At 44.3% G+C, this 24,825-nt stretch carries 30 protein-coding genes; 21 read left to right on the top strand and 9 right to left on the bottom strand.

Annotated elements, in window-relative coordinates:
• Positions 1 to 74: 74 nt before the first annotated feature.
• The 3 genes from M3221_RS06005 to M3221_RS05995 all read left to right on the top strand — a co-directional run bounded on the left by M3221_RS06005 (position 75) and on the right by M3221_RS05995 (position 2,418).
• Positions 75 to 338, top strand: a complete 264-nt coding sequence (locus tag M3221_RS06005) for a metal-sensitive transcriptional regulator (protein ID WP_242232419.1) — start codon at positions 75 to 77, stop codon at positions 336 to 338.
• Positions 339 to 399: 61 nt separating this feature from the next.
• Positions 400 to 1,539 carry a DUF445 domain-containing protein gene (locus tag M3221_RS06000; protein WP_251270582.1) on the top strand — a complete coding sequence of 380 codons (1,140 nt, stop codon included), beginning with the start codon at positions 400 to 402 and terminating at the stop codon, positions 1,537 to 1,539.
• Between the two features lie 81 nt (positions 1,540 to 1,620).
• Complete coding sequence (locus M3221_RS05995; protein WP_251270581.1) at positions 1,621 to 2,418, top strand: enoyl-CoA hydratase; 798 nt, start codon at positions 1,621 to 1,623, stop codon at positions 2,416 to 2,418.
• Here M3221_RS05995 and M3221_RS05990 read toward each other — a convergent pair.
• Complete coding sequence (locus M3221_RS05990; RefSeq protein WP_251270580.1) at positions 2,411 to 2,614, bottom strand: YhzD family protein; 204 nt, start codon at positions 2,612 to 2,614, stop codon at positions 2,411 to 2,413. The two genes, M3221_RS05995 and M3221_RS05990, sit on opposite strands and share 8 nt — an antisense overlap.
• A gap of 141 nt (positions 2,615 to 2,755) precedes the next feature.
• Between M3221_RS05990 and yhaM the strand changes: the two genes are divergently transcribed.
• Positions 2,756 to 3,700 carry a 3'-5' exoribonuclease YhaM gene (gene yhaM / locus M3221_RS05985; RefSeq protein WP_251270579.1) on the top strand — a complete coding sequence of 315 codons (945 nt, stop codon included), beginning with the start codon at positions 2,756 to 2,758 and terminating at the stop codon, positions 3,698 to 3,700.
• Between the two features lie 30 nt (positions 3,701 to 3,730).
• Here yhaM and M3221_RS05980 read toward each other — a convergent pair whose 3' ends face one another.
• From M3221_RS05980 to M3221_RS05960, 5 genes are all read right to left on the bottom strand, one after another.
• A complete protein-coding gene (locus M3221_RS05980; protein WP_251270578.1) occupies positions 3,731 to 4,690 on the bottom strand; it encodes a peptidylprolyl isomerase in 960 nt (319 codons plus the stop codon).
• Between the two features lie 107 nt (positions 4,691 to 4,797).
• Positions 4,798 to 4,986, bottom strand: a complete 189-nt coding sequence (locus M3221_RS05975; RefSeq protein ID WP_242232413.1) for a hypothetical protein — start codon at positions 4,984 to 4,986, stop codon at positions 4,798 to 4,800.
• A 413-nt stretch (positions 4,987 to 5,399) separates the two neighbouring features.
• Positions 5,400 to 5,993, bottom strand: a complete 594-nt coding sequence (locus M3221_RS05970) for an HTH-type transcriptional regulator Hpr (RefSeq protein WP_396120256.1) — start codon at positions 5,991 to 5,993, stop codon at positions 5,400 to 5,402.
• Between the two features lie 139 nt (positions 5,994 to 6,132).
• Positions 6,133 to 6,504, bottom strand: a complete 372-nt coding sequence (locus M3221_RS05965; protein ID WP_251270577.1) for a YtxH domain-containing protein — start codon at positions 6,502 to 6,504, stop codon at positions 6,133 to 6,135.
• A 101-nt stretch (positions 6,505 to 6,605) separates the two neighbouring features.
• Positions 6,606 to 7,016: an HIT family protein gene (locus M3221_RS05960; RefSeq protein WP_251270576.1), complete on the bottom strand. Its 411-nt coding sequence runs from the start codon at positions 7,014 to 7,016 to the stop codon at positions 6,606 to 6,608.
• Positions 7,017 to 7,145: 129 nt separating this feature from the next.
• Here M3221_RS05960 and M3221_RS05955 point away from each other — a divergent pair, with 129 nt between their 5' ends.
• The 3 genes from M3221_RS05955 to M3221_RS05945 all read left to right on the top strand — a co-directional run bounded on the left by M3221_RS05955 (position 7,146) and on the right by M3221_RS05945 (position 9,740).
• Complete coding sequence (locus tag M3221_RS05955; protein WP_251270575.1) at positions 7,146 to 7,883, top strand: ABC transporter ATP-binding protein; 738 nt, start codon at positions 7,146 to 7,148, stop codon at positions 7,881 to 7,883.
• Entirely contained in the window at positions 7,880 to 9,088 is a 1,209-nt protein-coding gene (locus M3221_RS05950) for an ABC transporter permease (protein WP_251270574.1), read from the top strand. Before M3221_RS05955 ends, M3221_RS05950 begins: the two co-directional genes overlap by 4 nt.
• A gap of 70 nt (positions 9,089 to 9,158) precedes the next feature.
• Positions 9,159 to 9,740, top strand: coding sequence for a phosphatase PAP2 family protein (locus M3221_RS05945; RefSeq protein WP_251270573.1), 582 nt, complete (start codon positions 9,159 to 9,161; stop codon positions 9,738 to 9,740).
• A gap of 115 nt (positions 9,741 to 9,855) precedes the next feature.
• Here M3221_RS05945 and M3221_RS05940 read toward each other — a convergent pair whose 3' ends face one another.
• Positions 9,856 to 10,365: an antibiotic biosynthesis monooxygenase family protein gene (locus M3221_RS05940; protein WP_242232406.1), complete on the bottom strand. Its 510-nt coding sequence runs from the start codon at positions 10,363 to 10,365 to the stop codon at positions 9,856 to 9,858.
• 177 nt (positions 10,366 to 10,542) lie between these two features.
• On the opposite strand from M3221_RS05940, the gene hemE reads away from it, so the two are divergent.
• The 8 genes from hemE to M3221_RS05900 all read left to right on the top strand — a co-directional run bounded on the left by hemE (position 10,543) and on the right by M3221_RS05900 (position 19,140).
• Positions 10,543 to 11,574, top strand: a complete 1,032-nt coding sequence (hemE, locus tag M3221_RS05935; protein ID WP_251270572.1) for a uroporphyrinogen decarboxylase — start codon at positions 10,543 to 10,545, stop codon at positions 11,572 to 11,574.
• A 77-nt stretch (positions 11,575 to 11,651) separates the two neighbouring features.
• Entirely contained in the window at positions 11,652 to 12,596 is a 945-nt protein-coding gene (gene hemH / locus M3221_RS05930) for a ferrochelatase (protein ID WP_251270571.1), read from the top strand.
• Positions 12,597 to 12,713: 117 nt separating this feature from the next.
• Positions 12,714 to 13,286 carry a TetR/AcrR family transcriptional regulator gene (locus tag M3221_RS05925; protein WP_251270631.1) on the top strand — a complete coding sequence of 191 codons (573 nt, stop codon included), beginning with the start codon at positions 12,714 to 12,716 and terminating at the stop codon, positions 13,284 to 13,286.
• Between the two features lie 62 nt (positions 13,287 to 13,348).
• Complete coding sequence (locus tag M3221_RS05920) at positions 13,349 to 15,631, top strand: YhgE/Pip domain-containing protein (protein WP_251270570.1); 2,283 nt, start codon at positions 13,349 to 13,351, stop codon at positions 15,629 to 15,631.
• 90 nt (positions 15,632 to 15,721) lie between these two features.
• The gene (locus tag M3221_RS05915) at positions 15,722 to 16,666 is read left to right on the top strand and encodes a YncE family protein (protein WP_251270569.1); all 945 of its coding nucleotides are present in this window, start codon (positions 15,722 to 15,724) and stop codon (positions 16,664 to 16,666) included.
• Position 16,667: 1 nt separating this feature from the next.
• Complete coding sequence (locus M3221_RS05910) at positions 16,668 to 17,345, top strand: response regulator transcription factor (protein WP_251270568.1); 678 nt, start codon at positions 16,668 to 16,670, stop codon at positions 17,343 to 17,345.
• Positions 17,342 to 18,721 carry a sensor histidine kinase gene (locus tag M3221_RS05905; RefSeq protein WP_251270567.1) on the top strand — a complete coding sequence of 460 codons (1,380 nt, stop codon included), beginning with the start codon at positions 17,342 to 17,344 and terminating at the stop codon, positions 18,719 to 18,721. The genes M3221_RS05910 and M3221_RS05905 overlap by 4 nt, the downstream gene beginning before the upstream one ends.
• Positions 18,718 to 19,140, top strand: a complete 423-nt coding sequence (locus M3221_RS05900) for a FixH family protein (protein WP_251270566.1) — start codon at positions 18,718 to 18,720, stop codon at positions 19,138 to 19,140. The genes M3221_RS05905 and M3221_RS05900 overlap by 4 nt, the downstream gene beginning before the upstream one ends.
• A gap of 61 nt (positions 19,141 to 19,201) precedes the next feature.
• Here M3221_RS05900 and yhfH read toward each other — a convergent pair whose 3' ends face one another.
• The gene (gene yhfH, locus M3221_RS05895) at positions 19,202 to 19,333 is read right to left on the bottom strand and encodes a protein YhfH (RefSeq protein WP_242232397.1); all 132 of its coding nucleotides are present in this window, start codon (positions 19,331 to 19,333) and stop codon (positions 19,202 to 19,204) included.
• Between the two features lie 145 nt (positions 19,334 to 19,478).
• Between yhfH and M3221_RS05890 the strand changes: the two genes are divergently transcribed.
• The 4 genes from M3221_RS05890 (at position 19,479) to M3221_RS05875 (ending at position 23,094) form a co-directional block, all read left to right on the top strand.
• Positions 19,479 to 20,213 carry an MBL fold metallo-hydrolase gene (locus tag M3221_RS05890; RefSeq protein ID WP_251270565.1) on the top strand — a complete coding sequence of 245 codons (735 nt, stop codon included), beginning with the start codon at positions 19,479 to 19,481 and terminating at the stop codon, positions 20,211 to 20,213.
• A gap of 212 nt (positions 20,214 to 20,425) precedes the next feature.
• Positions 20,426 to 21,979, top strand: a complete 1,554-nt coding sequence (locus tag M3221_RS05885; RefSeq protein WP_251270564.1) for a fatty acid--CoA ligase family protein — start codon at positions 20,426 to 20,428, stop codon at positions 21,977 to 21,979.
• 96 nt (positions 21,980 to 22,075) lie between these two features.
• Positions 22,076 to 22,789: an AzlC family ABC transporter permease gene (locus M3221_RS05880; protein ID WP_251270563.1), complete on the top strand. Its 714-nt coding sequence runs from the start codon at positions 22,076 to 22,078 to the stop codon at positions 22,787 to 22,789.
• Positions 22,786 to 23,094 (top strand): AzlD domain-containing protein, encoded by a 309-nt coding sequence (locus M3221_RS05875; RefSeq protein WP_251270562.1) that lies wholly within the window; start codon positions 22,786 to 22,788, stop codon positions 23,092 to 23,094. The genes M3221_RS05880 and M3221_RS05875 overlap by 4 nt, the downstream gene beginning before the upstream one ends.
• 105 nt (positions 23,095 to 23,199) lie before the next feature.
• On the opposite strand, the gene M3221_RS05870 is transcribed toward M3221_RS05875, so the two are convergent.
• Positions 23,200 to 23,433: an IDEAL domain-containing protein gene (locus M3221_RS05870; protein ID WP_242232392.1), complete on the bottom strand. Its 234-nt coding sequence runs from the start codon at positions 23,431 to 23,433 to the stop codon at positions 23,200 to 23,202.
• A gap of 171 nt (positions 23,434 to 23,604) precedes the next feature.
• On the opposite strand from M3221_RS05870, the gene M3221_RS05865 reads away from it, so the two are divergent.
• Entirely contained in the window at positions 23,605 to 24,171 is a 567-nt protein-coding gene (locus M3221_RS05865) for a competence protein ComK (protein ID WP_251270561.1), read from the top strand.
• A gap of 36 nt (positions 24,172 to 24,207) precedes the next feature.
• Positions 24,208 to 24,777, top strand: coding sequence for a TVP38/TMEM64 family protein (locus M3221_RS05860; RefSeq protein ID WP_251270560.1), 570 nt, complete (start codon positions 24,208 to 24,210; stop codon positions 24,775 to 24,777).
• Positions 24,778 to 24,825: the final 48 nt, after the last annotated feature.

Raw genomic sequence — 24,825 nt, 5'->3', positions numbered from 1 at the left:
GGGCTGTGCTATACTATGGATACAAAAAAACTGGCTTATAAAGTAAAAAGGAGAGCAGAACGGGGAGATGGACGATGAAAACATACAATCGTGATGTGAAAAATCGGCTAAGCCGTATTGAAGGCCAAGTGCGCGGAGTTATGAAAATGGTGGAGGAAGACAAAGACTGCCGTGAAGTTGTCACGCAGCTTTCCGCCATTCGTTCCGCAGTTGACCGTTCAATAGGCTTAATTGTCGCGCAAAACCTGGAAGCATGTATTCGTAGTGCCCATGAAAACGGCGAAAAAGCCGATGATGCCATTCAAGCAGCAGTGAATATGATTGTAAAAAGCAGATGAAAAAACGATGCCGGCTCCCAATGGAACGGCATCGTTTTTTATAAAGAAAGGCGGGAAAACGTTGGGCATATTGTGGCTGGTATTGTTTGTGGGTGTAATTGGGGCGCTGATCGGCGGTATAACAAATGCTATAGCGATCCGTATGTTGTTTCGGCCATACAAGGAATACTACATTGGCAAATGGCGAGTTCCCTTTACGCCAGGATTGATTCCAAAAAGAAAAGCGGAGCTTGCCAGGCAGATTGGAAAAGTGGTGGATGAACATCTGCTTACTCCAAGCAGTATTGAACAAAAGATGATAGAACCTGAATTCCGGGAAGAAATAGGGGCGGTTGTACAGACAGAGGCGAAAAAGTGGCTTCGATCGGAGATAACAATTGCTGAGATTTTTCAGAAAACACACATTTCACAGCCAGAGGCAAAAATAGAAGCACATCTTCAAAAATGGGTGGATGAAAAGTACACAAATATAAAAGATTTTTACACAGATCAGCCTGTTAAAGAATCACTGCCGGCTGAGTGGCTGGACCGGGCAGAAGCAAAAATACCCGACATTTCATCATACCTTTTAACAAAAGGAGCCGATTATTTTTCCAGTGATGAAGGACGGCACCGGGTAAAACGGATGACAAACGATTTTTTATCAGAATGGGGACGAATCGGCAGCATGATTCGGATGGTGGTAGGCAATACATCCCTTGAGGAAAAAATTCGTCTGGAGATTGTAAAGTTTTTTACAAGTCCGGGAGCAAAAGACTTGGTCAATACCATGCTGAAAAACGAATGGGAACGAATGATTGACTGGAAATGGTCAGACGTACTTGAACATTTTTCAGATGAAAAAGCGCTTCAAAAAACGAAAGTGTTTATCTTAAATCAGCTTAATATAGCAGAATTATTGAACCGGCCAGTATCTCTTTATTTGGCGCCATATGAAAACAAGCTTATACATGACTTTGTCCCAAAGCTTGCGGAGGAAGGACTGGCAAGAGCAGCAAAACGCGTTCCTTTTATCATGCAAAAGCTGAAAATTGACAGCATTGTCCGCAGCCAGATTGAAGCATTTTCAACCGAACGGCTTGAAAGAATTGTTCTTGAAATTGCTCATCGCGAATTAAAAATGATTACATGGCTCGGAGCTCTGCTTGGCGGCTTAATCGGCATTTTGCAGGCTTTGATTATGTCAGCGTTCCCTTTATAAAGGGAACGTCTGTTTATTCAAAATACTTCAAATTTTGGCGCCTTTTCGGTATGATAAAAGTGAAAAAGGGGAGGCGGCAAAATGAGATACGTACTTTGTTCCATTGAGCACGAAACAGCTTATATTGATTTGAATCGTCCGAATGCGCTGAATGCCCTCAACGTGGAAATGCTGAAAGAGCTGTGTTGCTGTTTAAAAGAAATCAGCCGGAATGATGATGTGGATATAGTCGTTTTATCAGGGACAGGCTCCGTGTTTTCAGCAGGCGGAGACATAAAAGAAATGCTGTCGGCAGCGAATGAAATGCCATTTGAGCCCGTTATGGAACTTATCTCAGACATCGCCCTTTATTTTTACACCATGCCGAAGCTGACGATCGCAGCGATTCATGGAGCAGCTGCTGGGCTTGCATTAAGCATTGCTTTGGCAGCGGATTTTGTTTTATGCGAAACGGATTCCAGGCTTGCTGTGAATTTTATTGAAATGGGTCTTATACCAGACGGAGGCGGGCATTTTATGCTTGAGAACCGGCTTGGTGCTGCAAAAGCCAAGAAAATCATTTGGGATGGCAAAGTAATCAGCGGAGCGGAAGCAGCGGAGATCGGACTGGCAGATCGTTCTGTCACGCCTGGCACTGTTAGGAAAGAAGTGGAATATTTAATTAAAGAATTACAGCAAAAGCCTATTCAAGCCATGATCAAAACAAAGAAAATTATGGCAGATATGAACAGGCCGCAGCTGTTAAAAACGTTAGAGCTTGAAAAGCAGGGGCAGTTGAAAATGCGGAGAAGCACCGACCATCAAGAAGGGATAGCGGCATTTTTAGAAAAAAGAAAGCCGGTATTTAACCGGCGGACAAAGGGCGCATTCATTAATTGAATGCGCTTTCTGCTTGCTCAGTATGAAAAAGCAGCAATCTCCCGTCCGAAGACGTACAACGATATGTTTTATCCTCACCGGCGAGCTTTTGAATCAGCTCAAAGCTGTGTGTTTTTGCCGCTTCGTCTGAATCCGTTTCAAAGGACTGATCGAGCAGCTTTTTTCCGTTTTTTTCGAAGACGGTCAGCTTATACATGTTCAGCTTTAATCCCCCTTTATGTTGTTTCAATCATTGTATAAAATAAGGATGAAACAAAAAAGAGGCAGGAACAAGAAAGAACATATGATCTGTGGTATAATAGAAAGAAACGATGCAGGGAATAAGGAGGACGGTGCAATGGGAAAAGGCATTACACAGTATGAAGCAGGAGAAAGTGTTGACTGCTTTCTGATGATCCGCTCAGCGGTAAAAAGCACAGCGGTTAATGGAAATCCGTATTTAACGCTTATGCTTCAAGATACAAGCGGAGAAATTGAAGCAAAGCTATGGGATGCAAAAGAAGAAACGATCAAAATGTATACGCCGCAGACGATCGTAAAAGTGGCGGGAGATATTCAAAATTACCGGGGCCGTATGCAGCTGAAGCTTCGGCAGATTCGTCCAGCTTCTCCACAGGACGGAATGGATGCGGGTGACTTCGTTGAAACAGCACCGCTCAGCCAGGAAGAGATGACGGAAACGATTACCCAGTTTATTTTTGAAATGAAAAATCCTCATATTCAGCGTATTACACGCGCGCTGTTGAAAAAATACCATCAGCCGTTTTTAGAGTATCCGGCTGCAACAAAAAACCATCACGAATTTGTTTCTGGGCTTGCATACCATGTTGTATCAATGCTGCAGCTGGCAAAATCCATTGCCGATCTTTATCCATCGCTTGACCGCGACTTGCTGTATGCGGGTGTGATTTTACATGACCTTGGCAAGGTCATTGAACTTTCAGGACCGGTAGCAACAACGTACACAGCAGAAGGGAACTTAATCGGCCATATTTCCATTATGGTCAATGAAATCGGCCAAATGGCAAAAGAGCTTGGTATTGAAGGAGAAGAAGTGATGGTGCTTCAGCATATTGTGCTGTCTCATCATGGAAAAGCAGAATGGGGGAGTCCGAAGCCTCCGATGATCAAAGAAGCGGAAATACTTCACTACATTGACAATCTTGACGCTAAAATGAATATGCTCGACCGTGCGCTTGAACGGACGAAACCGGGCGAGTTTACTGAACGGATTTTTCCGCTGGATAACCGAACTTTTTACAAGCCGCGCTTTTCGAATTAAGAAAAAAGCACCCGTACGGGTGCTTTTTTGTTATTTTGCTTCTTCTGTCTGAGCAGCATCGCTGTTTGTTGTATCTTCTGTTGTGGTTCCTTCTTCAGTTGGAAGAGTTTCCTCTGTCGTTGTAGCGTCTTCCGTGTCAAAAGCGCCTTTAAAGTCTTCGTCTTTCACTTCTACATCAGCGTCTTTCATCACTTTATCCAGCTTTTCTTGAAGCGCTGCAGAGTCTACTTTAGATTTTTTCAGTTCTTCTGTCATTTGGCTCTTCATTTTTTCAAATGAAGCTTTTTCTTTTTGATCCGTAATTTTAATGATATGGTAGCCGTAATCTGATTTAACCGGCTCACTTACTTGGTTTACTTTCAAAGTGCTCAGTGCTTTTGTAAATTCAGGTACAAATTGCGCGCGGCCGGCATTGTCGATCCAGCCAAGGCTGCCGCCATTTTCGGCAGATCCGGTATCCGTTGAATATTCTTTCGCAAGTTCCGCAAAGTCGCCGCCATCAGCCAATTTCTGCTTTACTTCTTTTGCTTTGGCTTCATCTTCTACAAGAATGTGGCTGACTTGAATTTCCGGCTGCCATGAATCGTAATATTCTTTGACTTCTTTATCCGTTACTTTTATATCGGCAAGCGCTGCTTTTTCACGAAGAAGCTCGAGCTTTAGGAATTCTTTAAAGCCATCTTCATCAAGTCCGTATTGAGCCAAGAACATTTCATACTGGTCGCCCAGCTGTTCTTTTGCCGTTTTCACTTCTTTATCAAGCTCTTCATCCGTTACTTCATATTTGTCGGAAAGAACTTTTTTCTGCATTAGTTCCTGCAGGGCCTGTTCCATTTGCGGGCCGTATTTTTCTTTCATTTCTGCGTAAAGCTCCATGTCCGTTACGTCGCCAGCTTTTGATGTAGCGATAACGTTTCCTTCACTGTTTCCACAGCCGGAAAGCGCCAGCACGCCTGCTGCAAGCGATAATGGCAATGCCCATTTCTTCATGCAAAAAACAACTCCCTAATGTTCATTTAATCTCTATTCCACAGACAACTATAACACAGTTGCCGGCTTGGGAAAAGAAAAGACCCGTCTTCTGAAAAAGAACAGGCCTATACATATAATATTTCAATGTAAGAAGAGCAAAGTAAAATAACCATTAAAATATTTACGGTCCGGAATATTTTTTCATGCCGCTCTTCCGGAATTTCCTTTTGAATACACAGTAAGTTTGTCATTCGATTTATATGATACAAAATAAAGACGGAGAAAAGAATAAATGTAATAATTAATGCCGCCATATGATGCCCCCTCTGTAAGCTCTGTACCTTTAACTATATCAAAAGGTCGAAAAAATTGAAAATAGAACCCGCTTATAATGCTTCTATGAATCCATTTATTTCGATACCAGTACTTCCATTAATGCCTAATCATTGCATGATCGAGGGAAGAAGACGAAGCTCCTCAGAAAGAAATTCAAGCAGAACCTTGCTGGCATAGACGGGCAGCGGTTTTTACACGGTCATATCAAAAACGATTCCTTTAAGCGAAACAGCTTTGAAAGAGAACAGGGTGTTAAGATTGGCCGGCCAGGACGTCTGCGGCAGGCTGGACCAATCAGGATAAAAAGCGGGGAACTGTTTGTTTGAACGGATCCGGAGAAAAAGAACGAACCGCTTTTCCCGCATTAAAAAGCATCCGGCCAGCAGTCTGCTTACTCGGACGCCTGTGAACGTTTAGCCCGCTTTAACTCTCCGTTTTCTTCATCGAAGTCCCGTTCGATATTGTGAATAGAGGTCTCGAAAATATTCATAAAATCATCCCCGTAAATATTTCTAATAATCGCCATTAGTTCAACCATATCGGGGAACTTTCCAAATAATTCACGCAGCGGCGCAGTACCAGAGAAGACGAGGTTGGATTCAGGATCATACTGCTCCATTAAATCAAAAATTAATTCTTGGCCGGCAGGCGTAATTTCGATATATGTATTTCGTTTGTCATCTTCTTTTTTAGAAAACGTCAAAAGACCGCGTTCTTCTAGTTTTTTTGAGAAGTTAAACGCTGTAGATACATGCATAACACCGAAATTAGCCACATCGGAGATAGAAGCCCCTTGTAAATGATGAGCAATCCATAAAATATGGTGTTCGTTAATATTTAAATCATAAGGTTTAATCCAGCGCTGCCAGTCTTTTTCGACTGCTTTCCATAGCGCTTTTGAAAGCTGGGCCATCCGCTGGCTGAACATAAATGCTTCTTTCATTGTATAATGATGGGTCGATGCAGAATCGTTTGCTTTATGAATGTCGTCCACCTCAAATCTATTATTTCATTGCTTTATATTATGCCAATAAAATAAAAAAATAGAAAGAGGAAATTAACGAAAATTTTTGAATAAGCTGAAAAATAAAATAAACGAAAAGGGAATTCCCTTTTCGTTTATTTTATTTGCCTGAGCCCGGCGGCTGCGGCAGAGTTTCCTGCAGGTCTTCAACGGTATGTTGAATATTGGAAATTTCTTTTTGAAGTGTTTTAACATTTGGCTCAATACTTTCTTTCCAAAGAGCCGCATTTGTTTTTAAACTATTTACTTTTTCAGGCACTTCCTGTTTCGCTGTTTGAACAAGACGCTTAACGGACTCTTTTACCTGGCCGGCATTATCCTTGATTTCCATCGAAGCCAGCTTGGCGGACACTTGCTTGTTTTTTAAATTTTTACGTGTTTCCTGTCCGCTTGCCGGTGCATTCAACAGCGTTGCCGCCGCACCGCCGGCAAGTCCAGCTGCAAATCCTGCAAATAGGGCTTTCTTATTCATGTTTTCCACCTCTTTAGTCATGTTATTCGTATCTATTCATACATATATGAATTATCGTTCCCGAAAAAAGAATCGGACAAACATAGGTCAGCAGCTTCTTCTTAAAGGCGAGAATGGATCAAAGAAGCAATTTGCGCTAAATCGTACTGGCCATTACTTTCTTTAAATGAAGGATGGAAGCCATCGTCTGTTCCGTAACGTGGAATTAAGTGCATATGGTAATGGAAAACCGTCTGTCCGGCTGTTTCACCGTTGTTGTTTAATAAATTCAACCCTTTAGGAGAGAAAGCAGCTTGAATGGCCTTCGCTACTTTCTGTACCGATTCGAAGAAAGGGCCGGCTGTTTCTGGATGAAGCTCGAAAAGATTTTCATGGTGCGCTTTTGGGATCACCAGTGAATGGCCTTTTGTTACCTGGCTGATATCGAGAAAAGCATAGACATTTTCGTCTTCGTATACTTTTGCTGACGGAATGTCTCCTTTTATAATTTTACAAAATATGCAGTTGTCCATGATTCAGCACTCCTTTTATGTATTGGCTAAGAAAAGTGTAGCATACATTCCAGGTGCAGGGAACTATGTGCAAAAGGGATAATTTTGATATGATACGGGTAACGATTTGAGGAGAAAGGACGTTTTCGAATGTCATTATTATCTGTGGAAAATATTACCGGAGGGTATACCCGGAAACCAGTACTGCACGACGTTTCATTTCAAGTCGGCAAGGGCGAGCTTGTCGGGCTGATCGGATTAAACGGAGCCGGTAAAAGTACAGCTATCAAGCATATTATTGGCTTAATGGAGCCGACGAAAGGAAGCGTTTCGATCAATGGGCGCACTCTTGAAGAAAATCCATCCGTGTACCGGCGCCAGTTTTCATTTATACCGGAAACACCGGTGCTTTATGATGAGCTGACACTTGAGGAACATATGCGGTTAACAGCCGCTGCTTATGGCTTATCAGAAGCAGAGTATGAAAAACGCATTGGCCCGCTTTTAAAAGAATTTCGTCTGGATGCAAAGATGAAATGGTTTCCGGCTCACTTTTCAAAAGGAATGAAACAGAAAGTGATGATTATGGGCGCGTTTTTAACGGAGCCGGCGCTTTATATTATCGACGAGCCGTTTGTAGGACTTGACCCGCTCGGTATCCGTTCGCTTCTCGATTTAATGGATAACATGAAAAAAAGCGGTGCGGGCATTTTAATGTCCACTCACATCCTGGCGACGGCGGAAAGGTATTGTGACAGATTTGTGATTTTACATGAAGGGCACGTGCGTGCGAAAGGCACAATGGAAGAGCTGCGTCGTAATTTCAGTATGCCGGGCGCTGCACTGGATGATATTTATGTAGAATTGACGAAGGAAGCAGCACTATGAAGTTTTCAGCGAACGATTTGTTTAAAGAACGTGCTTCCGCTTATTATACGGAAATCCGCAAGTATACACGTTATATGTTTAATGATCATCTGGCTTTTGTGCTCGTTTTTGCGCTAGGGGCGCTTTTGTATTATTACAGCGGCTGGATACGCACCATTGATGAATCATTTCCGGCCCCTTTTATTATGGCGGCTGTGCTCGGTGCCGTGCTTGCCTGGAGCCCCGTTTACACCTATATAAAGCCGCCTGATACAGTGTATCTGCTTCCGCTTGAAAGTGAGTTGAAAGCTTATTTTCAAAAAGCGGTGTGGACGAGCTTTGCAGCACAAAGCTATGTACTCATTGCGCTGTTAGCATTTGCTATGCCGATGTATGCAAAAGCCGCGGGAACAGGATATGAAAACTTTTTTGTATTTTTAGGCGCTGTTTTGGCCGCGAAGATCTGGAATTTATTTTGTCGTTTTCGTGCGTTAAACACGCTGACAGGCCAAACACGAACAATGGATATAGCAGTTCGTTTTCTGCTGAACGTCTCTTTTCTATCGGCTGTTTTTTTAACGAAGTATGTATGGGCCGGTGCCGCTGTGCTGCTTGGACTGCTATGGCTGTTTTATATAAGACGGCTCGGAAACCGTCCTTTAAAATGGGAACTGCTGGCTGAGCTTGAAGGAAAAAGAATGGCGGCTTTTTACCGGCTGGCGAATATGTTTACAGATGTGCCGCATTTGCGTGGAACGGTAAAGCGCCGTGCCTGGCTGGATGGCCTGCTGCCGGGACCAGAAAAGGGCACGTACACGTATCTGCTTTTCCGGACCTTTGTGCGGATGAATGAATATATTGGATTGTTTGTCCGGCTGACTGTGATCGCTGCATTGATTATCACCTTAAGTGGCCTGCTGCCGATTCAGCTCATTTCTGCGCTGCTCTTTTTGTACTTAACCGGATTTCAATTACTGCCTATTTGGGCCAAACACGGCTATCTGATCTGGCCGAAGCTTTATCCGCAAGGGGAAGAAGGAAAGCAAAGGGCACTTCAGCTTTTGTTGATGCGTGTACTGCTGATTCAATCGGGTGTATTCGGCATTGCCGCTCTTTCAGGCGGATGGCTGGAAGGCGCTATTGTTTTGTCTGCGTCTGTTACGTTCACGCTTTTCTTTGTTTGGATATACACACCAGGTCGGTTGAAAAAAATGAATCGCTTTTAAAAAAGGATTTTGTATGGCACTGGTTCATTGGTCATGCTACACTGTTGAAAAACATACAGAGGTGTAGAGATTGCTCTGGATTAGTTTAGTTTGTTTGATTTTATTTGCGGTTTTATTGTTGGGATTTGATTCCGGCTGGGCATCGGGCATCGACCGTGCCATGCTCGATGCTTTTGATGGAGATTCCTTTTTTGCCTATTTCAGCGTGCTCGGCTCTCAAGCTGTTTTAAGCGGAGGGGCTATTCTGCTTATTGTGTTTCTGTTCTGGAAGCGAAACATAGCAGGTATGACGGCCGTTTTAATTGGTGTAGGGCTCGGAAATGTACTAAATAAAGCATTGAAAGAATGGGTCGCCCGCGAGCGGCCGCCCTTTCCGCATGGAGAAGATGGGTTCAGCTTTGTCAGCGGCCATGCCATGATCGGTCTTATTTTTTATTTGTTTGTGGCCTACTTTCTTTGCTTATATGTGAAAAAAACCACGTCTTTTTATGCGGCTGCACTGCTGCTTGCCTTTTTAGCAGGCGCCAGCCGGGTAGCGGGTCATGCCCACTATGCAACGGATGTAGCAGCTGGCTGGCTGCTGGGCGGCGGAATTTTTCTGCTGATTGCTTTTTTCTTAAACAAGCGGCTTAATCGCCGCCTTCAAGCATAAAAACGGCAAGAAGCCAGGGGATACCCCTGGCTCAGGCAGCCGGCAAACGCCCGCTTTCAATCAGCCTGCTTTCTTACTTTGTCTATAGTAACAGCCAGGGGGTACCCCCTGGCTGTTATTGTTCGTTTGGAATAGTAAAGGTTGTTACGTAAGATTCACCGGAAAAGATATTTGGCTTTTTATCAAGCCCGCCTTCGGTACCACGCTTTTTGTGTGCTTCATTAAATGCCTGGGAGGATTTCCAATTTTCAAACGACGCCGAATCTTCCCATTGTGTAAAAATAACGTACGTATCTGATTTAATTGGGCGCAGAACTCTAATTGAGAGAAATCCTGGCTGATTCTCAATCGCACCTGCCCGGTTTTTAAAGCGGTGTTCAAATAAAGGGCGGCCTTCGTCCGTTACAGGGATATTGTTTAAAACAACATAACCGCGGTTTACCAGTTCTCCAGAAGCATCCACGACTTCATAGCGGCGCGGGGTTGAAAAAACCGTTTTGCCGCTTGTTTCATGAACAAGGGCCGCACCCTGGGCACCGTCCATCAGTAAAATATTTTCTTTACTGTGCTTTTTCTGGATGGTTTTTAAAAAGTCATACGTTCCGGTTGTAATAAACACATTCATCTCCAATCACCTCACGTTCTAGTATATCTTTTTTTGTACCCTTCTTTCCAATTTCCACACATTATTTTGGCAAATTTGCGAACAGTACACCTCTTTAGTGAAAAGTACCATATTGTAAGCTATAATACATAATAGTAATTCTAATCTGTCATAGTTGAAAGGTGGCTCTCAATCCATATGAGGCATTTGAATGATACATTTTTAAAAGCGGCACGGGGAGAAAAAACAGACTATACACCTGTCTGGTTTATGCGCCAGGCAGGACGTTCACAGCCGGAATACCGGAAGCTGAAGGAAAAATATTCGCTGTTTGAAATTACACACCATCCGGAAATTTGTGCGTATGTTACACGCCTGCCGGTTGAGCAGTACGATGTTGATGCAGCGATTCTTTATAAAGATATTATGTCCCCGCTTCCGTCTATTGGAGTGGATGTAGATATAAAATCTGGCATCGGCCCGGTGATATCAAATCCGATCCGCTCGCTGCAAGACGTGGAAAAACTTGGAGAGATCGACCCGGAAAGCGACGTGCCTTATGTGCTTGAGACCATCCGGCTGCTGACAGAAGAGCAGTTGAACGTCCCGTTAATTGGTTTTGCCGGTGCGCCTTTTACGCTGGCCAGTTATATGATCGAAGGCGGGCCATCCAAAAACTACAATAAAACAAAAGCATTTATGTACGCGGAGCCAAAAGCATGGTTCGCGCTTATGGATAAACTGGCGGACATGACGATTACATATGTTCGTTCCCAAGTTAAAGCAGGCGCCAAAGCCATACAGATTTTTGATTCGTGGGTAGGTGCGCTAAACGTATCTGATTACCGGACGTTTATTAAACCGGTGATGGAACGGATTTTCAGCGAGCTTCGTTCAGAAGGGGTACCGATGATTATGTTTGGAGTAGGTGCGAGCCATTTAGCAAAAGAGTGGCATGACCTTCCGCTTGATGTAGTCGGACTCGACTGGCGCACCCAAATCGCTGAAGCAAGGGAAATGGGCTTGACTAAAACATTGCAGGGGAACCTGGACCCTGCCATTTTACTGGCTCCGTGGGAAGTCATTGAAGAGCGCACGAAGGCGATTTTAGATCAGGGGCTGGCGTCACCGGGCCATATTTTCAATCTTGGGCACGGTGTATTCCCGGAAGTAAATCCGGATACGTTAAAGCGTCTGACGGCATTTGTTCATGAATATACAGCACGATAAGCCATTTATTTTAACGAATCTTTTTTTCATGTCATACTAGATAAAAGAAGCAATGAATCAAACGAGGTGGAAGCAGCATGACTAAAAAACAGATGGGCCTTCTTGTGATGGCGTACGGAACGCCTTATAAAGAAGAAGATATTGAACGATACTATACGCATATCCGGCACGGCCGCAAGCCGTCAGAGGAAGCACTGGAAGATTTGCGAAGCCGCTATGAAGCCATTGGCGGTATTTCGCCGCTTGCTAAAATTACCGAAGAGCAGGCGCAGAAGCTTACAGATTTCTTAAACAATATGCAGCAGGAAATCGAATTCAAGCTGTATATTGGCTTAAAGCACATCGAGCCTTTTATTGAAGATGCTGTACATCAAATGGAGCAGGACGGCATTGAGGAAGCTGTTTCAATCGTATTGGCGCCGCACTTTTCTACGTTTAGTGTGAAGTCATATAATGAGCGGGCGGCTGAAGAGTCAGCGAATATTAACGGACCTTCCATTACGTCAATTGAAAGCTGGTATCAGGAGCCTAAATTTATTCAATACTGGGCAGATCAAATTGAAGAGACGCTTCAAACGATGAGCGAGGAAGAAAGAAAGAACTTTGTACTGATTGTATCCGCGCACAGCCTGCCGGAAAAAATCATTGCAGCGGGTGATCCGTATCCACAGCAGCTGAAAGAAACAGCCGACTTAATTGCCGGCGCAGCGGGCGTTGAGCAGTATGCTGTTGGCTGGCAAAGTGCCGGCAATACACCGGAGCCATGGATTGGGCCGGATGTTCAGGATTTAACACGTGATTTATATAAGCAAAACGGCTATAAAGCGTTTATGTATGTGCCGGCCGGATTTGTGGCGGATCATCTTGAAGTGCTGTACGATAATGACTATGAATGCCGGGTTGTTACAGATGAAATTGGTGCTGAATACTACCGTCCAGCCATGCCGAACGCCCGTCCGGAATTTATTGAGGCGCTTGGTGCTGTAGTTATGAAGCACTTAAAGGAAGAAGGAAAACTATAATATCTATCCCGCCGTTCTTCGGTGGGATTTTTTATTGACAAGAAAAGACGAGAAGCATAAAATAAGCATCAGAACTAAATGACCAAATTGTTATTTTGGTCAAAAAGAGGTGGAGAAGTGGCGTCGGGACGGAAAAAAGATGTTATTGAAGCCGCAACAAAATCGTTTACAATGTTTGGCTACAAGGCCACCACAATGGATCAGGTGGCGAAACTGGCCAATGTCGGCAAAGGCACTATTTATACCTTTTTTAAAAACAAAGATGAATTATTTCAAGATATTTGGGTGACATTGATCGAAGAAATGAAAGAAGCGGCAGAAGCCGTCATTGACCCGGCACATTCCTTTCAGGAAAATGTTCATCTGGCGCTGTTTGAAATGCTTGTTTTCCGCACAAAGCATCAACTTGCGATCAAGCTGTTCCAGGAAGAAAAGGAAATGGGAACACCCGCAGCAGCCGAGGCATTAAAAAAAATGGAAGATGCCATTGTCGCTTATATTGCCGCTAAAGCGAAAGAAGCGATGGAGAAAAATGAAATTGAGCAGACGGATCCTGAGATAGCGGCTTTTGTGATGCTGAAGCTTTATGTTACGCTCGTAGCGGACTGGGAGCGGCGCGGCCGCACGCTGTCAAAAGAAGAAATTGCTAAACTGTTTGAGCTGTTTATATTTAAAGGATTGTCCCGGTAAGGGGCTTTCTTTTTGAAATAAAATGACCAAATGAACGATTTGGTCAATACGGAGGTAATCATATGTTTTGGAAAGAAATAAAAGAAATCGGCCAAAATCGAATGCTGCGCATTTCGATCATTGCCATTATGCTGATTCCACTTTTGTATTCCGGTATTTTTTTATGGGCATTTTGGGACCCATACGGACATTTGGATCAGCTGCCGGTTGCAGTTGTCAATAACGATAAGGGAGCGGATTACGAAGGAGAAAGCCTTCATATTGGGGATGGTCTCGAAAAAGAGCTCCAAAAAAGCAATGATTTTGATTTCCACATCGTCACCAAAAAAGAAGCACTCGACGGTTTAAAACAGCAGGAATATTATATGATGATCGAAATACCTGAAAACTTCTCTCAAAACGCTACGACGTTAATGGATGCAAAACCGGAAAAGCTTGAATTAATTTATACGCCAAATGAAAGCTACAATTTTGTTTCCTCGCAAATTGGCCAGTCTGCGATGAAAGAAATTCGGGCATCTATTCAAAAGGACGTCACAAAAACGTACGCAAAGTCGATGTTTGACGCTGTTAAGAAAATGGGAGACGGTTATACAGAAGCTGGAAAAGGAGCCGAAAAGCTTGACGAAGGCGCGCTGAACATAACAAAAGGGACGAGTGAATTGAAAAAAAATCTGGCCGATCTTGCGAATAATTCGGTTTCGTTTGCTTCGGGAGTAGACAAAGCAACGGAAGGGTCGAAGCAGGTCGCAAGCGGAGCGGCTTCTCTTTCCAGCGGCCTTAGTCAGCTTACAGACGGACAGGCAAAGCTTGCAGACGGAGGACAGAATCTGCAGGCGGGCATCGATCAGCTTGCTGCCGGGTCGGCTTCTCTTAAAGACGGTCTTGCATCAGCAAATGACAGTATGCCGAAGCTGATAGACGGAACCACTGCTGCAAAAAGCGGCGTAGACCAATTTCGCGAACAGGTTCCAGCCCTGGCGGATGGAGCCGCTTCTCTTGCTTCAGGCGCAGATGAATTAAACGCTGGCATGGATCAATTTGAAGCAAAGTTGAAAAGTCAAATCAGTGCAGCGCAAAAAGCCCAAATGGATGAGCTGCTGCCGGTGTTATCACAGGTGATGACGGAAGAACAGATTGCTACTATGCAAACAAAAATGGCTGCGCAGCAGGAAAAGTTGAATGAAGGCATTTCAGCGGGGGTTGATGAGCTGCAAAGTGGAAGCAGCCAGATTGGATCAGGAGCACGGGAATTAAATAAATCAGTTTCACAGACGATGCCTGGCAAGCTGGATGAATTATCGGCTGGACTTGGAGAGATACAAAAAGGCCAGCAGCAGCTGCAGGCGGGTCTTGGGAACCTCCAGTCGGGAGCCGCTGCACTAAATGAAGGCGCGAAAAATATTCAATCAGGCAGCGGGACACTCGTAACCGGATTAAACACGATGACCGAAAAAACAGCCGAAGCGAAATCAGGAGCCGATACACTGGCAAAAGGAGCGGGTGACCTCTCAACTGGATTATCGGAGCTTGCCGGCGGGTCCCATCAGTTATCTGACGGGGCAGGGAAGCTGGCTGATGGTTCTGCGGAGCTCGCCAAAGGATCTGCTGATCTGGAACAAGGAACAAAAAAATTGGAGGCGGAATTGTCAAAAGCAGCGGGTGAAGCAGGAGATATGAAAGCTGATGATGATACGTATAATATGATGGCAGAACCGGTGCAGGTAGAAAAAGAGTCCTTACACAAAGTGCCAAACTACGGAACAGGCATGGCGCCTTATATGCTGTCACTCGGCTTGTTTGTTGGCGCGATTATGCTGACGATTATTTTCCCGCTCAAAGAGACGCCGGAGCAGCCGAAAAGCGGACTTGCCTGGTTTCGTGGAAAGCTTGGTATCTTTCTGCTTGTCGGTGCGTGTCAGGCAGCAGCTGCATCGATCTTTTTGCTCGGTGTGCTTCATTTGCATGTGCAAAGCGTACCGCGCTTTTTTATATTGGCGTTTATCGCGAGCGCTGCTTTTATGACGCTCATTCAAATGCTGGCCACGATCCTCGGCAATCCAGGCCGTTTTGTAGCAGTGCTGATTTTGATCAGCCAGCTGACAGCAAGCGGCGGAACGTTCCCGCTCGAGCTTATTCCGAAAGCACTGCAGCACTTGACCAGCTTTTTGCCAATGGCTTATTCGATCAATGCGTTTAGAGCCGTTATTTCAAGTGGCGATTATACATTTATGTGGCAGAATGCCGCTGTTTTAATTGGATTTGCCCTGTTTAATATAACGGTAACTGCTTTGTATTTCCGCGGCCAGTACAAAAAGCAGTATGGGCGGCTTGAAGCAGCATGAGACGGCTTCAGCCGTCTTTTTCGAATAATCTTCACACTTATTTCACACCCAATCCCTATAATGAAAGGAAAAGCAGGGAGGCGCATAAAAGTGAAGAGTATTATACTGGTCATGCTTTTGCTGCTTGCCGGCTGCGGCCGCGCAGCATTTGAGCCGGTTCATGCAGATAAGTTTGCCGCTGTTTTAACCATTAAAGAGCCGGGCATAACCTTTATCTCACCCGACGGGACCATACTTGCTGAGTGGGCGTTTGACGAACCATACACAGGCAGTCTTCTGTTTGACGATAAAATGCTTTTGTACGGCACAGAACTTACTCATGCCAGGCTTTACTCGGTTGAGACGGGCAAAGAGCTTGCGGAGTGGGAAGTGCCAAAAGGAGTGACAGGTGCGGCTTATGTTAAAGAAACAAATGAAGTGGCGCTTTCAGTAAAGGAAGACGGAGCGGTCCATTTTTTAAATAGCGAAGGCCGGGAAACACAAAAAACACGAACGGGGCATTACCCGATGACCATGCTTGAATATAAAGGGAAATTGTATATTATTAATTACCGGGATACGGTACTATCAGAATTGGATGTACACACACACCGCATTACCCGGGAATTTGCCATCCCAACGTCTTCGACTGGCTTAGCTGTAAATAAAGAAAAAAACGAGCTGTGGGTTGGCGGCCATGGGGTTGGGGCTCGTGCCGGTGAAACCATTCGTGTCTATTCACTTGAAACTGGTTCATTAACTGGAACAGCAGATGCACCGGTCATGCCCATTGCTTTTGCTTCAAAAAGCGGGTTTATGTATGCCGCGAGCCATGGATCGAATAAGCTGTTTGCTTTTGATCCCGAAAGAAAATTGGCGGCGCAAACGGACGCGCCGGCCAATCCATTCGCCATTGCCGTACTTGGAAAAACGATTCTTTCAGCCGGCTATGACAGCGGGACACTTTCTTTGTATGAAGAAAAAACACTTGAAAAACGCAAGAATATTAATATAGGTAAAGGACCATTTATGATTTTTGTTGAAGAAGGTGAATGAGATGACGCATTTATTAGTTGTAGATGATGAGCAGGATATGGTGGATTTGGTCACGATGTATCTGGAAAATGCCGGGTACACCGTCAGCTCAGCTTTAAATGGAGAAGAAGCGGAAGAAAAATTAAAAGAGCTTCGGCCGGACCTTATACTGCTGGATATTATGATGCCCGGGCGCGATGGTTTTGCCGTGTGCGAGGCCATCCGTTCTTACAGCGACATCCCCATTATTTTTTTGAGCGCACGCGGAGAAGAGTGGGACAAGGTGCGCGCCTTTTCGCTTGGAGGAGATGACTATATTGTGAAGCCCTTTTCTCCTGGAGAAATGACTGCCCGTATTCAAGCAGTGCTTCGGCGATTCGGCTCTTCGACGGATAAACGGGAAACGATCCACTATCAAACTCTTTTGATCGATATTCATTCCCGGACAGTAAAGGTAGACGGTACAGCCGTCGGGCTGACAATGAAAGAATTTGACTTGCTCGTTCTTCTTGCAAAAAACCGGGGGCGGATTTTTTCGCGGGAAGAACTGCTTGAAACCGTCTGGGGAACAGAGTACAGGGGCGGCACCCGAACAGTAGATACACATATTAAAACATTGCGGATGAAATTGAAGCACGAAGGAGCCTCCATTGAAACCGTTTGGGGAATTGGCTATAAATTTGTGGACGGCACAATATGACATTTCGGAAAAAGCTGTGGGTGACGCTGTTTATTTTTGTTCTTCTTGCGGTTGGATCTGCATTTGGCCTCGCTTATACGCTGTATGAAAAGCTGTATGTAGAAAGCGTTAAAGACGAACTGAAAGCCGCAGCAGAAAACCTGTCGGACGATTATGAGGGAGGAGAATTGAACGCTGCATTTGTAGAGCGCGTCGCCTGGTTCAGTGAAAAGTCACCATTTGAAGCTTTCGCCGTACATAACCCGAGAGAGCTTGCTGCCTGTATTCCATATGAAGCGGATTATGAAACACTGATCGGGCCGGAAGAAAGAGAAAAGCTGCTGGAAAATAAAATGATTGAAGAAACCGGTTATTCCGAGCGGTTTGACCGGCAGATTATTTCCGTTATTTATCCACTTTTGGACGACAAGCAGTTAAAAGGCATTCTTTATTTGTATATACCCCTCGAACGAATTGAAGAGCTTGTGTCGAGCCTGATCTTGTTCTGGGCAGCGGGGGCTGCATTGCTGACGGCTGTTCTCCTGTATGGAGGCATGAGGTGGACCCGCCATGTAGTCAAGCCGCTTGAAGAGATGAAAGGAGCGGCCGTCCGCTTATCAAAAGGGGATTATATGGCACGCGTACCGGCTGAATCAAAGGATGAGTTTGGCCAGCTTGCGCGTACGTTCAATGAAATGGCTGAAGCGATTCAAAAAGAAAACGAACAGCGGAAAACATTTTTGGCAACTGTTTCACATGAGCTTCGTACTCCGCTCAGTTATATAAAGGGCTATAGTGAAGCAATGATAAACGGTATCGGCCGCCCGGAACAGCAGCTCAGTATTATTCAGCGCGAGGCCGCCCGAATGGAGCGCCTTGTAAACGATCTGCTTGAATTAATCCGGCTCGATTCGAATAAAATGAACATAGAAAAAACCTTTCTTCCGCTTGCCGATCTTGTTTACCGGACTGTCGACACGTTTCGGCTGAAGCATGACCGTTTTGCGCTTGACATAGACGAGGAAACGATTGTATATGGGGATGAAGACAGGCTGAGTCAAGTGATGACCAATATTATTGACAACGCGGTGCGGTATTCGCAAAAAAATAAGCCCATTTACATTACGCTCAGACAAGAAAAAGATCAAGTTAAATGGATCGTTCGTGATATTGGAGCCGGCATGCCTGAGGAAGAAATTCCGAAGGTCACAAACCAATTTTACCGTATCAATAAAGCGCGTACCCGTGAAGACGGGGGATCAGGTTTGGGTTTGTCGATTGTGAAGCAGATTGTTGAACGCCATGGAGGAGAGCTTAACATACAAAGCGAAGCAGGAGTAGGGACAACCGTTACGGTTACTCTGCCGGCGCTGATGGAAGAAGGAGAGGAAACATGAACTGGAAAGCAGTATGCATGATGATGCTTGGATTGTTGCTGGCCGCCTGTGCACCTGAAAAAAACGAGCCGCCTCCGCTTCCCGAGCCGGTTGAAGCTGTTCTTCATGTACCGGAAAAAGTGGATGCAGGCGAAGAAGTCACGGTTTCTACTACCATTACCGAAGACGGAGAACCAGTTGATAATCCCGATGAAGTAAAATATGAAATTTGGAAAGATGGACATAAAGAAAACAGCGAAATGCTCGATGCAGTCTCAAAAGGAAATGGAGTATATACTCTTTCCAAAACATTTAACGAAGAAGCTGTCTATTATGTACAGGTGCACGTTACAGCACGAGGACTGCACACAATGCCAAAATCGGCTTTTTCTGTCGGCAATGTTGCCACGCCGGCTCAGCCGGGTAAAGAAGCGCAATAAAAACGTAAATGAAACCCCCTGCCGGTTGAGGCAGGGGGTTTTTATGACGCAGGCGACAGGGTTACAGATCCTTTGATGCGCAAGTTGAGCATGTATTGCTGTAGCAGTCATGCTGTTCTTCGATATGAGAACCGCAGCTTGTGCATTGTTTTGGCGGAAGGTTTTTGAAAAATTCAACGATGTCTGTGATCATGTTTGTCTCTCCTTTGTTATATAACTGATTGATTTGTTATTAACAGTGTATTATAACAGAACCAAATCGTCAACCGTTTTCTGAAAATTTATTTTATTTTTTCGGAATAAGGGAATACAATGAAAAAAGAAAGGAGCATACATACATGAATATAACTGTACTAGGCTGCTGGGGCGGCTTTCCGAAAGCGAATGAGGCCAGCAGCGGATATCTGGTTGAACATGATGGTTTCAAGCTGCTTGTAGACTGCGGCAGCGCTGTTTTATCGAAACTGCAAAATCATTTAAAGCCAGCAGATCTTAATGCTGTTATTCTGTCCCATTATCACGCAGATCATGTAGCGGATATTGGCGTATTGCAGCATGCGCTTTTAATTGATTCTTTTACAAGTAAAACGAGGGAAGAGCCTCTTGCTATTTACGGACATAATGAAGCAGACGGATTCCAAACCTTGACGTACAAAAATATAACGAAGGGCGTTGCTTATAATCCTTCGGATATACTTCAAACCGGGCCTTTTTCGATTTCATTTTTCAAAACAAATCACCCGGCGCCCTGCTATGCCATCAAAATGACAGACGGAACAGATACGGTGGTCTATACAGCGGATACCGCCTTTCAAAGGGAGCTTGCATCTTTTGCACAAGGTGCAGATGTACTGCTTGCTGAAAGCAACTTATATAAAGGAATGGATGGCTCTTCGGCCGGGCATATGACAGCGCAGGAAGCCGGCATCCTTGCCAGGGAAGCACAGGTAAAAACATTAGTGCTGACTCATTTGCCTCACTTTGGAGAACTTGATCAGCTTGTCCAGGAAGCCGGCGAAGAATTTAGCGGCCCTATTATGCTCGCAAGAGAAAACTTGGAAATTGGTTTTTAAAATATAGAAAGCAGGCTGATTTAAAACACTTGTCCTTCAAGGAACGCTGCCGGATGGGAAGCGGTTAGAGGCATGAGCATTCACAGTGGGCAGGCAACATTGAAAGCGGGCATTTGCTGGCAGCCCAAAAGCCGCACTTGCGGCTTTTTTGTTGTTTTATATAATAGAGAAAACAGATTTGTTATTTGTTTGACATGGGGGAGGACGAAACGGTGAATGTATCATGGGCACTTGAACAAATGGCGTCTATTCAAGCGAACAAAAGAGCATATGCATTTTTAAATACGTCTGCGACTTATCGGGAGCTGAACGAGAATGCTACACGATTTGCGGCCGGCCTGCAGTCACTTGGTTTTCAAAAGGGAGACCACATTGCTTTATTGCTGGGCAATTCACCGCAGTTTATCGTTTCATTGTATGGGGCGCTGCGGGCGGGTCTCATCGTGGTTCCAATCAACCCAGCTTATACACAAAATGAATTGCTTTATATCTTACAAAATAGTGATACAAAAGCAGTTGTGACAACGGACAAGCTGCTTCCCGTTATGGAGAGTATGCATCAGGAACTTCCGTCTGTCAGCCAGTTTATTCTCTGTACATCTGATCATCCCTTTACATATGAACCTAATAAGCCGGATTTTTCTATTTCTTTAAAATTGAAAACGTTTTCTGAATTAGCTGAGTGTGGAAATCCCCTTTGCAGGCTTGATTTGTGCGAAGCAGATACAGCTGTGATTTTATATACATCTGGTACAACCGGACATCCGAAAGGTGTCATGCTGACGCATAAAAATATATATTCAAATGCGAGGGATATTGCCGAATACTTATCTATGACGAATTCAGATATTGTCATCACCGCTCTGCCGATGTTTCATATTTTTTGCTTAACGGTCATGCTGAATACGCCTCTTATTTGCGGAGCCGAAATCATTATTCTGCCGTCATTCAGCCCGAAAGAAGTGTTTCAGGCAGCTAAAGAACACAAAGCGACTGTGTTTGCTGGTGTGCCGACCATGTATTCTTTTTTAATACAGCATTCAAAGGCACAACCGGCTGATTTTTCGTCTGTTCGCCTTTGTATCTCCGGCGGAGCGCCTATGCCTGTCTCCCTTTTGAAGCAGTTCGAGGAAACATTTTATGTGCGCGTTTCAGAAGGGTACGGACTGTCAGAAGCAAGCCCGGTTACTTGTTTTAACCCGCTTGACCGTCCACGTAAAGCCGGTTCGATTGGCTGCTCTATTCCGAACGTTGAAAACAAAATCGTCAATGAACTCGGCGAAGAAATAGCACTTGGCCAGGTAGGTGAATTGATTGTGAGAGGGCCAAATGTGATGAAAGGATATTATAAAATGCCGGAAGAAACAGCGGCTGTTCTTCGGGACGGCTGGCTGTATACCGGGGATTTGGCCTGCCAGGACGATGAAGGCTATTTTTATATTGTAGACCGGAAAAAAGATCTGATATTAGTAGGCGGGTACAATGTATATCCGCGTGAAGTAGAAGAAGTCTTATATGAGCACCCCGGTATTAGGGAAGCCGCTGTGCTTGGTGTCCCGGATCCCGATTATGGAGAAGCGGTTCTCGCTTTTGTTGTTCAACATGGAGATTCCCTAACCGAAGAAGAGATCCGGACATATTGCAAAGAAAGACTTGTTTCGTATAAGGTACCATCATCCGTAGAGTTTTTAAAAGAGCTGCCGAAAAACACGACTGGAAAAATTTTAAGAAGATCTCTTAAAAAACAAATTGAAAAACAGAGATAATACACGCGCCAGCCTGCTGCCGGCGCATTTTTTTATTGTTGGACTCCACGTAAAAGAGTATAATTTGTTGAAAAATGAGAAAATGGAGGGGACGAAGTGGAAACAACAGCGGCAGCGCAAAGCGAATTTAAAGAGGGGCTCGCAGCCGGCATAGGCATTGCCATTGGTTATGTGCCGGCAGCTCTTACATATGGCCTGCTCGCTAAAAGTGCGGGATTAACATTGGCCGAGGCGATGTCATTGAGCATCTTTGTTTTTGCCGGAGCCGCTCAGTATATAGCTTTAAGCTTGATCACGATCGGCACAGGGATTTTTGAAATTGTGCTGACGACCTTTATTCTGAACATCCGCCACTTTCTAATGTCAACTGCTTTAAATGAAAAAGCGGAAGAAGAGCCTCTCTGGAAAAAAGCCGCTTATGCCTTTGGCGTGACAGATGAAACATTTTCAGTGGCGGCAATGAAAAGCGGAACGCTTCATTCCTCTTTTATGGCAGGTCTTGTGCTTATTTCTTATTCCAGCTGGGTGCTCGCCTCGGGAGTCGGCTATCTGGCAGGAAGTGCCATGCCGCCTGTTGTTCAGGAAAGTATGGGCATTGCCTTATACGCCATGTTTATTGGTCTTTTGGTGCCGTCGCTTAAAAAAAGCGCAAAAGCGGTCCTGCTGGCTTCTACTGCAGCGGTATTAAACTGTGTTTTTACGTACTCGGATGCTCTTTCAAGCGGCTGGTCTATTATTGTGTCGACGCTTATTGCCGCGATCAGTATTGAAGCAGCTGACCAGGCCAAAAGAAAGGGGAGCAGAGAATGAGTATAACGATTGCGGCGATTGTGATTGGGATGACTCTCGTAACATATATTCCGCGGATGCTGCCATTTGTTTTGTTTAAAGGCAAAGAGCTGCCTTCTTTTTGGCAGGGAATACTGCAGAACGTTCCGTATGCTACTCTAGGCGCGCTTATTTTTCCAGGAATTTTAACCTTTCATGAAAACACGGCCTTTGCTTTAATTGGAACAGCGGCAGCTTTTATTCTTGCGTTTACAGGCGCTAACATTATTATTACGGTTCTTGGGTCAATTGGAATTTTAACGGTTTTATCCGTTTTTTCAATGTGAGAGGGGAAATGCACGCTCAAAAGCACCCGTATCTAGAAGGATACGGGGGCTTTTAGGTTAAGTATGGGATTTTGTCGTTTGGGGAAACCAGTGTGAAGGGAAGCATCAAGATGCGCGATAGGTTTTCTCCAAACGGTTTAATTCATCAGATAGGGCAATAAAAGCGGAACGGTCGCCTTTATCAAGTGAAAGATCGATTTTTTCCATTAATGCGGCTTTTTCTTTTTTGTATAGAATATCGCTTAAAAAGCTGTCAATAAATTCGCTCATTACTGTTTTTTCTTTTTCACGGGGCATCGGGGACTTCATCATCTCAGCAAAGTAATTGTTGTTTTCCATTTTTAATCACCTCAGATACCTTTTTTTTATTATATGGGATTCCAAACAACTAATCAACAGAAAGTTTAAAATTTTTAGAAAATTATTTCTCGTGGCAAATGGGACAATTTTACTGCTAAATGATAGAATAAAGTCGTTCAAATAAATGAAAGAAACGGGTGAGTCGATCAAGTGAACAACCAGCCGAATGATGTAAACAGCGAATATATTATCAATGAACGTACTCTTTCCCTAGAACCGATTCGTTTTGGAGAATACACAAAAGTGTATGAAAAAAACAAAGAACCGGTTATGATAAAGAAAACGCCGCTGAAAATTATTCGGCAAAGCTGCATTCGCTACCTTTCAACCTATGACGGCCGGAGAGAAGCGTCTACCAGAGTCCTTGGCATCAATCGAAAAGTTCCGGTTAATGTGGATCATTTGAAAGGTACTTATCTATTCCCGACGATTTCTCATTTAAAACCTGAATGTATATGGATTACACTTTCCCATTTAAAATTCTTGGAAAAAATCGATAAAAAACAAACAAAAGTAACATTTACAGACGATCAAGCCATTATGGTGCCGGTCTCGCCTCTTGCTGTTCATAATCAGATTATGATGACAAAAGAACTTTATGAAAGGGGTAATGCCAGCTCACCTTCTATACAAACCGAAAAAGTCACTCGTGCTCAATATGTTGTCGGTGTAAAAGAAAATATCATTTCGTTTTTTTATACCCGAAACAGGGAATGAGCACAACAAGGATGGATAACGAAAGGGAACAAGTCAATGAATTTCTCAATAGATCATATTATGGAATGGATTCAGCGGTACGAGTCATTTGGGCCGCTGCCGGGCTTCCTGCTTCCGCTGCTTGAAGCATTCCTGCCCTTCTTGCCGCTTTTTGCTTTTGTTCTTGCAAATGTAAATGCGTTTGGGCTCTGGCTCGGCTTTTTAATTTCATGGGGAGGGGCCGTCACCGGGTCTTTCCTTGTTTTTTTGCTTGTAAGAAGATTGGGACAGCAGCGTATTTTACATTTCCTGCAGCGGAACAAGCAGGTTGCACAAATGATGAACTGGATGGACAGGCATGGCTTTGCGCCCATTTTTTTGATGCTGTGCTTCCCGTTCACGCCTTCTGCGATTGTTAATATCGTAGCGGGCCTGTCTCATATTAGTGTGGTTCAATATTTATTTGCCGTTATGGCGGGAAAAACTGTCATGATTTTTACGATCAGCTACGTCGGCCACGATCTTTTCGCTCTTATTCATCAGCCGGGAAGAACGGCTGTTATTATCGCAGCGATTGCTCTTTTATGGGCAGCAGGAAAACAATTGGAAAAGCGTCTGCAAAAATAAAAACGGCTAAGGGCCGTTTTTATTTTGTTCTTTTGACCGAACGTATGA

Source organism: Domibacillus indicus, from assembly GCF_023715895.1.
GTDB classification, from domain to species: Bacteria; Bacillota; Bacilli; order Bacillales; family Domibacillaceae; genus Domibacillus; species Domibacillus indicus_A.
This window is presented reverse-complemented; position numbering and strand designations above follow the sequence as displayed.

Bases quoted from the DNA above. Each gene is read 5' to 3' on its own strand.
- M3221_RS05975 (WP_242232413.1), bottom strand. From the start codon at position 4,986: ATGGCGGCATTAATTATTACATTTATTCTTTTCTCCGTCTTTATTTTG.
- yhaM (WP_251270579.1), top strand. From the start codon at position 2,756: ATGGGAAAAGGCATTACACAGTATGAAGCAGGAGAAAGTGTTGACTGC.
- M3221_RS05965 (WP_251270577.1), bottom strand. From the start codon at position 6,504: ATGAATAAGAAAGCCCTATTTGCAGGATTTGCAGCTGGACTTGCCGGC.
- hemE (WP_251270572.1), top strand. From the start codon at position 10,543: ATGAGGCATTTGAATGATACATTTTTAAAAGCGGCACGGGGAGAAAAA.
- M3221_RS05910 (WP_251270568.1), top strand. From the start codon at position 16,668: ATGACGCATTTATTAGTTGTAGATGATGAGCAGGATATGGTGGATTTG.
- M3221_RS05870 (WP_242232392.1), bottom strand. From the start codon at position 23,433: ATGGAAAACAACAATTACTTTGCTGAGATGATGAAGTCCCCGATGCCC.
- M3221_RS05890 (WP_251270565.1), top strand. From the start codon at position 19,479: ATGAATATAACTGTACTAGGCTGCTGGGGCGGCTTTCCGAAAGCGAAT.
- M3221_RS05905 (WP_251270567.1), top strand. From the start codon at position 17,342: ATGACATTTCGGAAAAAGCTGTGGGTGACGCTGTTTATTTTTGTTCTT.
- M3221_RS05995 (WP_251270581.1), top strand. From the start codon at position 1,621: ATGAGATACGTACTTTGTTCCATTGAGCACGAAACAGCTTATATTGAT.
- M3221_RS05990 (WP_251270580.1), bottom strand. From the start codon at position 2,614: ATGTATAAGCTGACCGTCTTCGAAAAAAACGGAAAAAAGCTGCTCGAT.
- M3221_RS05960 (WP_251270576.1), bottom strand. From the start codon at position 7,016: ATGGACAACTGCATATTTTGTAAAATTATAAAAGGAGACATTCCGTCA.
- M3221_RS05980 (WP_251270578.1), bottom strand. From the start codon at position 4,690: ATGAAGAAATGGGCATTGCCATTATCGCTTGCAGCAGGCGTGCTGGCG.
- yhfH (WP_242232397.1), bottom strand. From the start codon at position 19,333: ATGATCACAGACATCGTTGAATTTTTCAAAAACCTTCCGCCAAAACAA.
- hemH (WP_251270571.1), top strand. From the start codon at position 11,652: ATGACTAAAAAACAGATGGGCCTTCTTGTGATGGCGTACGGAACGCCT.
- M3221_RS05950 (WP_251270574.1), top strand. From the start codon at position 7,880: ATGAAGTTTTCAGCGAACGATTTGTTTAAAGAACGTGCTTCCGCTTAT.
- M3221_RS05940 (WP_242232406.1), bottom strand. From the start codon at position 10,365: ATGAATGTGTTTATTACAACCGGAACGTATGACTTTTTAAAAACCATC.
- M3221_RS05875 (WP_251270562.1), top strand. From the start codon at position 22,786: ATGAGTATAACGATTGCGGCGATTGTGATTGGGATGACTCTCGTAACA.
- M3221_RS05920 (WP_251270570.1), top strand. From the start codon at position 13,349: ATGTTTTGGAAAGAAATAAAAGAAATCGGCCAAAATCGAATGCTGCGC.
- M3221_RS05955 (WP_251270575.1), top strand. From the start codon at position 7,146: ATGTCATTATTATCTGTGGAAAATATTACCGGAGGGTATACCCGGAAA.
- M3221_RS05900 (WP_251270566.1), top strand. From the start codon at position 18,718: ATGAACTGGAAAGCAGTATGCATGATGATGCTTGGATTGTTGCTGGCC.
- M3221_RS06005 (WP_242232419.1), top strand. From the start codon at position 75: ATGAAAACATACAATCGTGATGTGAAAAATCGGCTAAGCCGTATTGAA.
- M3221_RS05860 (WP_251270560.1), top strand. From the start codon at position 24,208: ATGAATTTCTCAATAGATCATATTATGGAATGGATTCAGCGGTACGAG.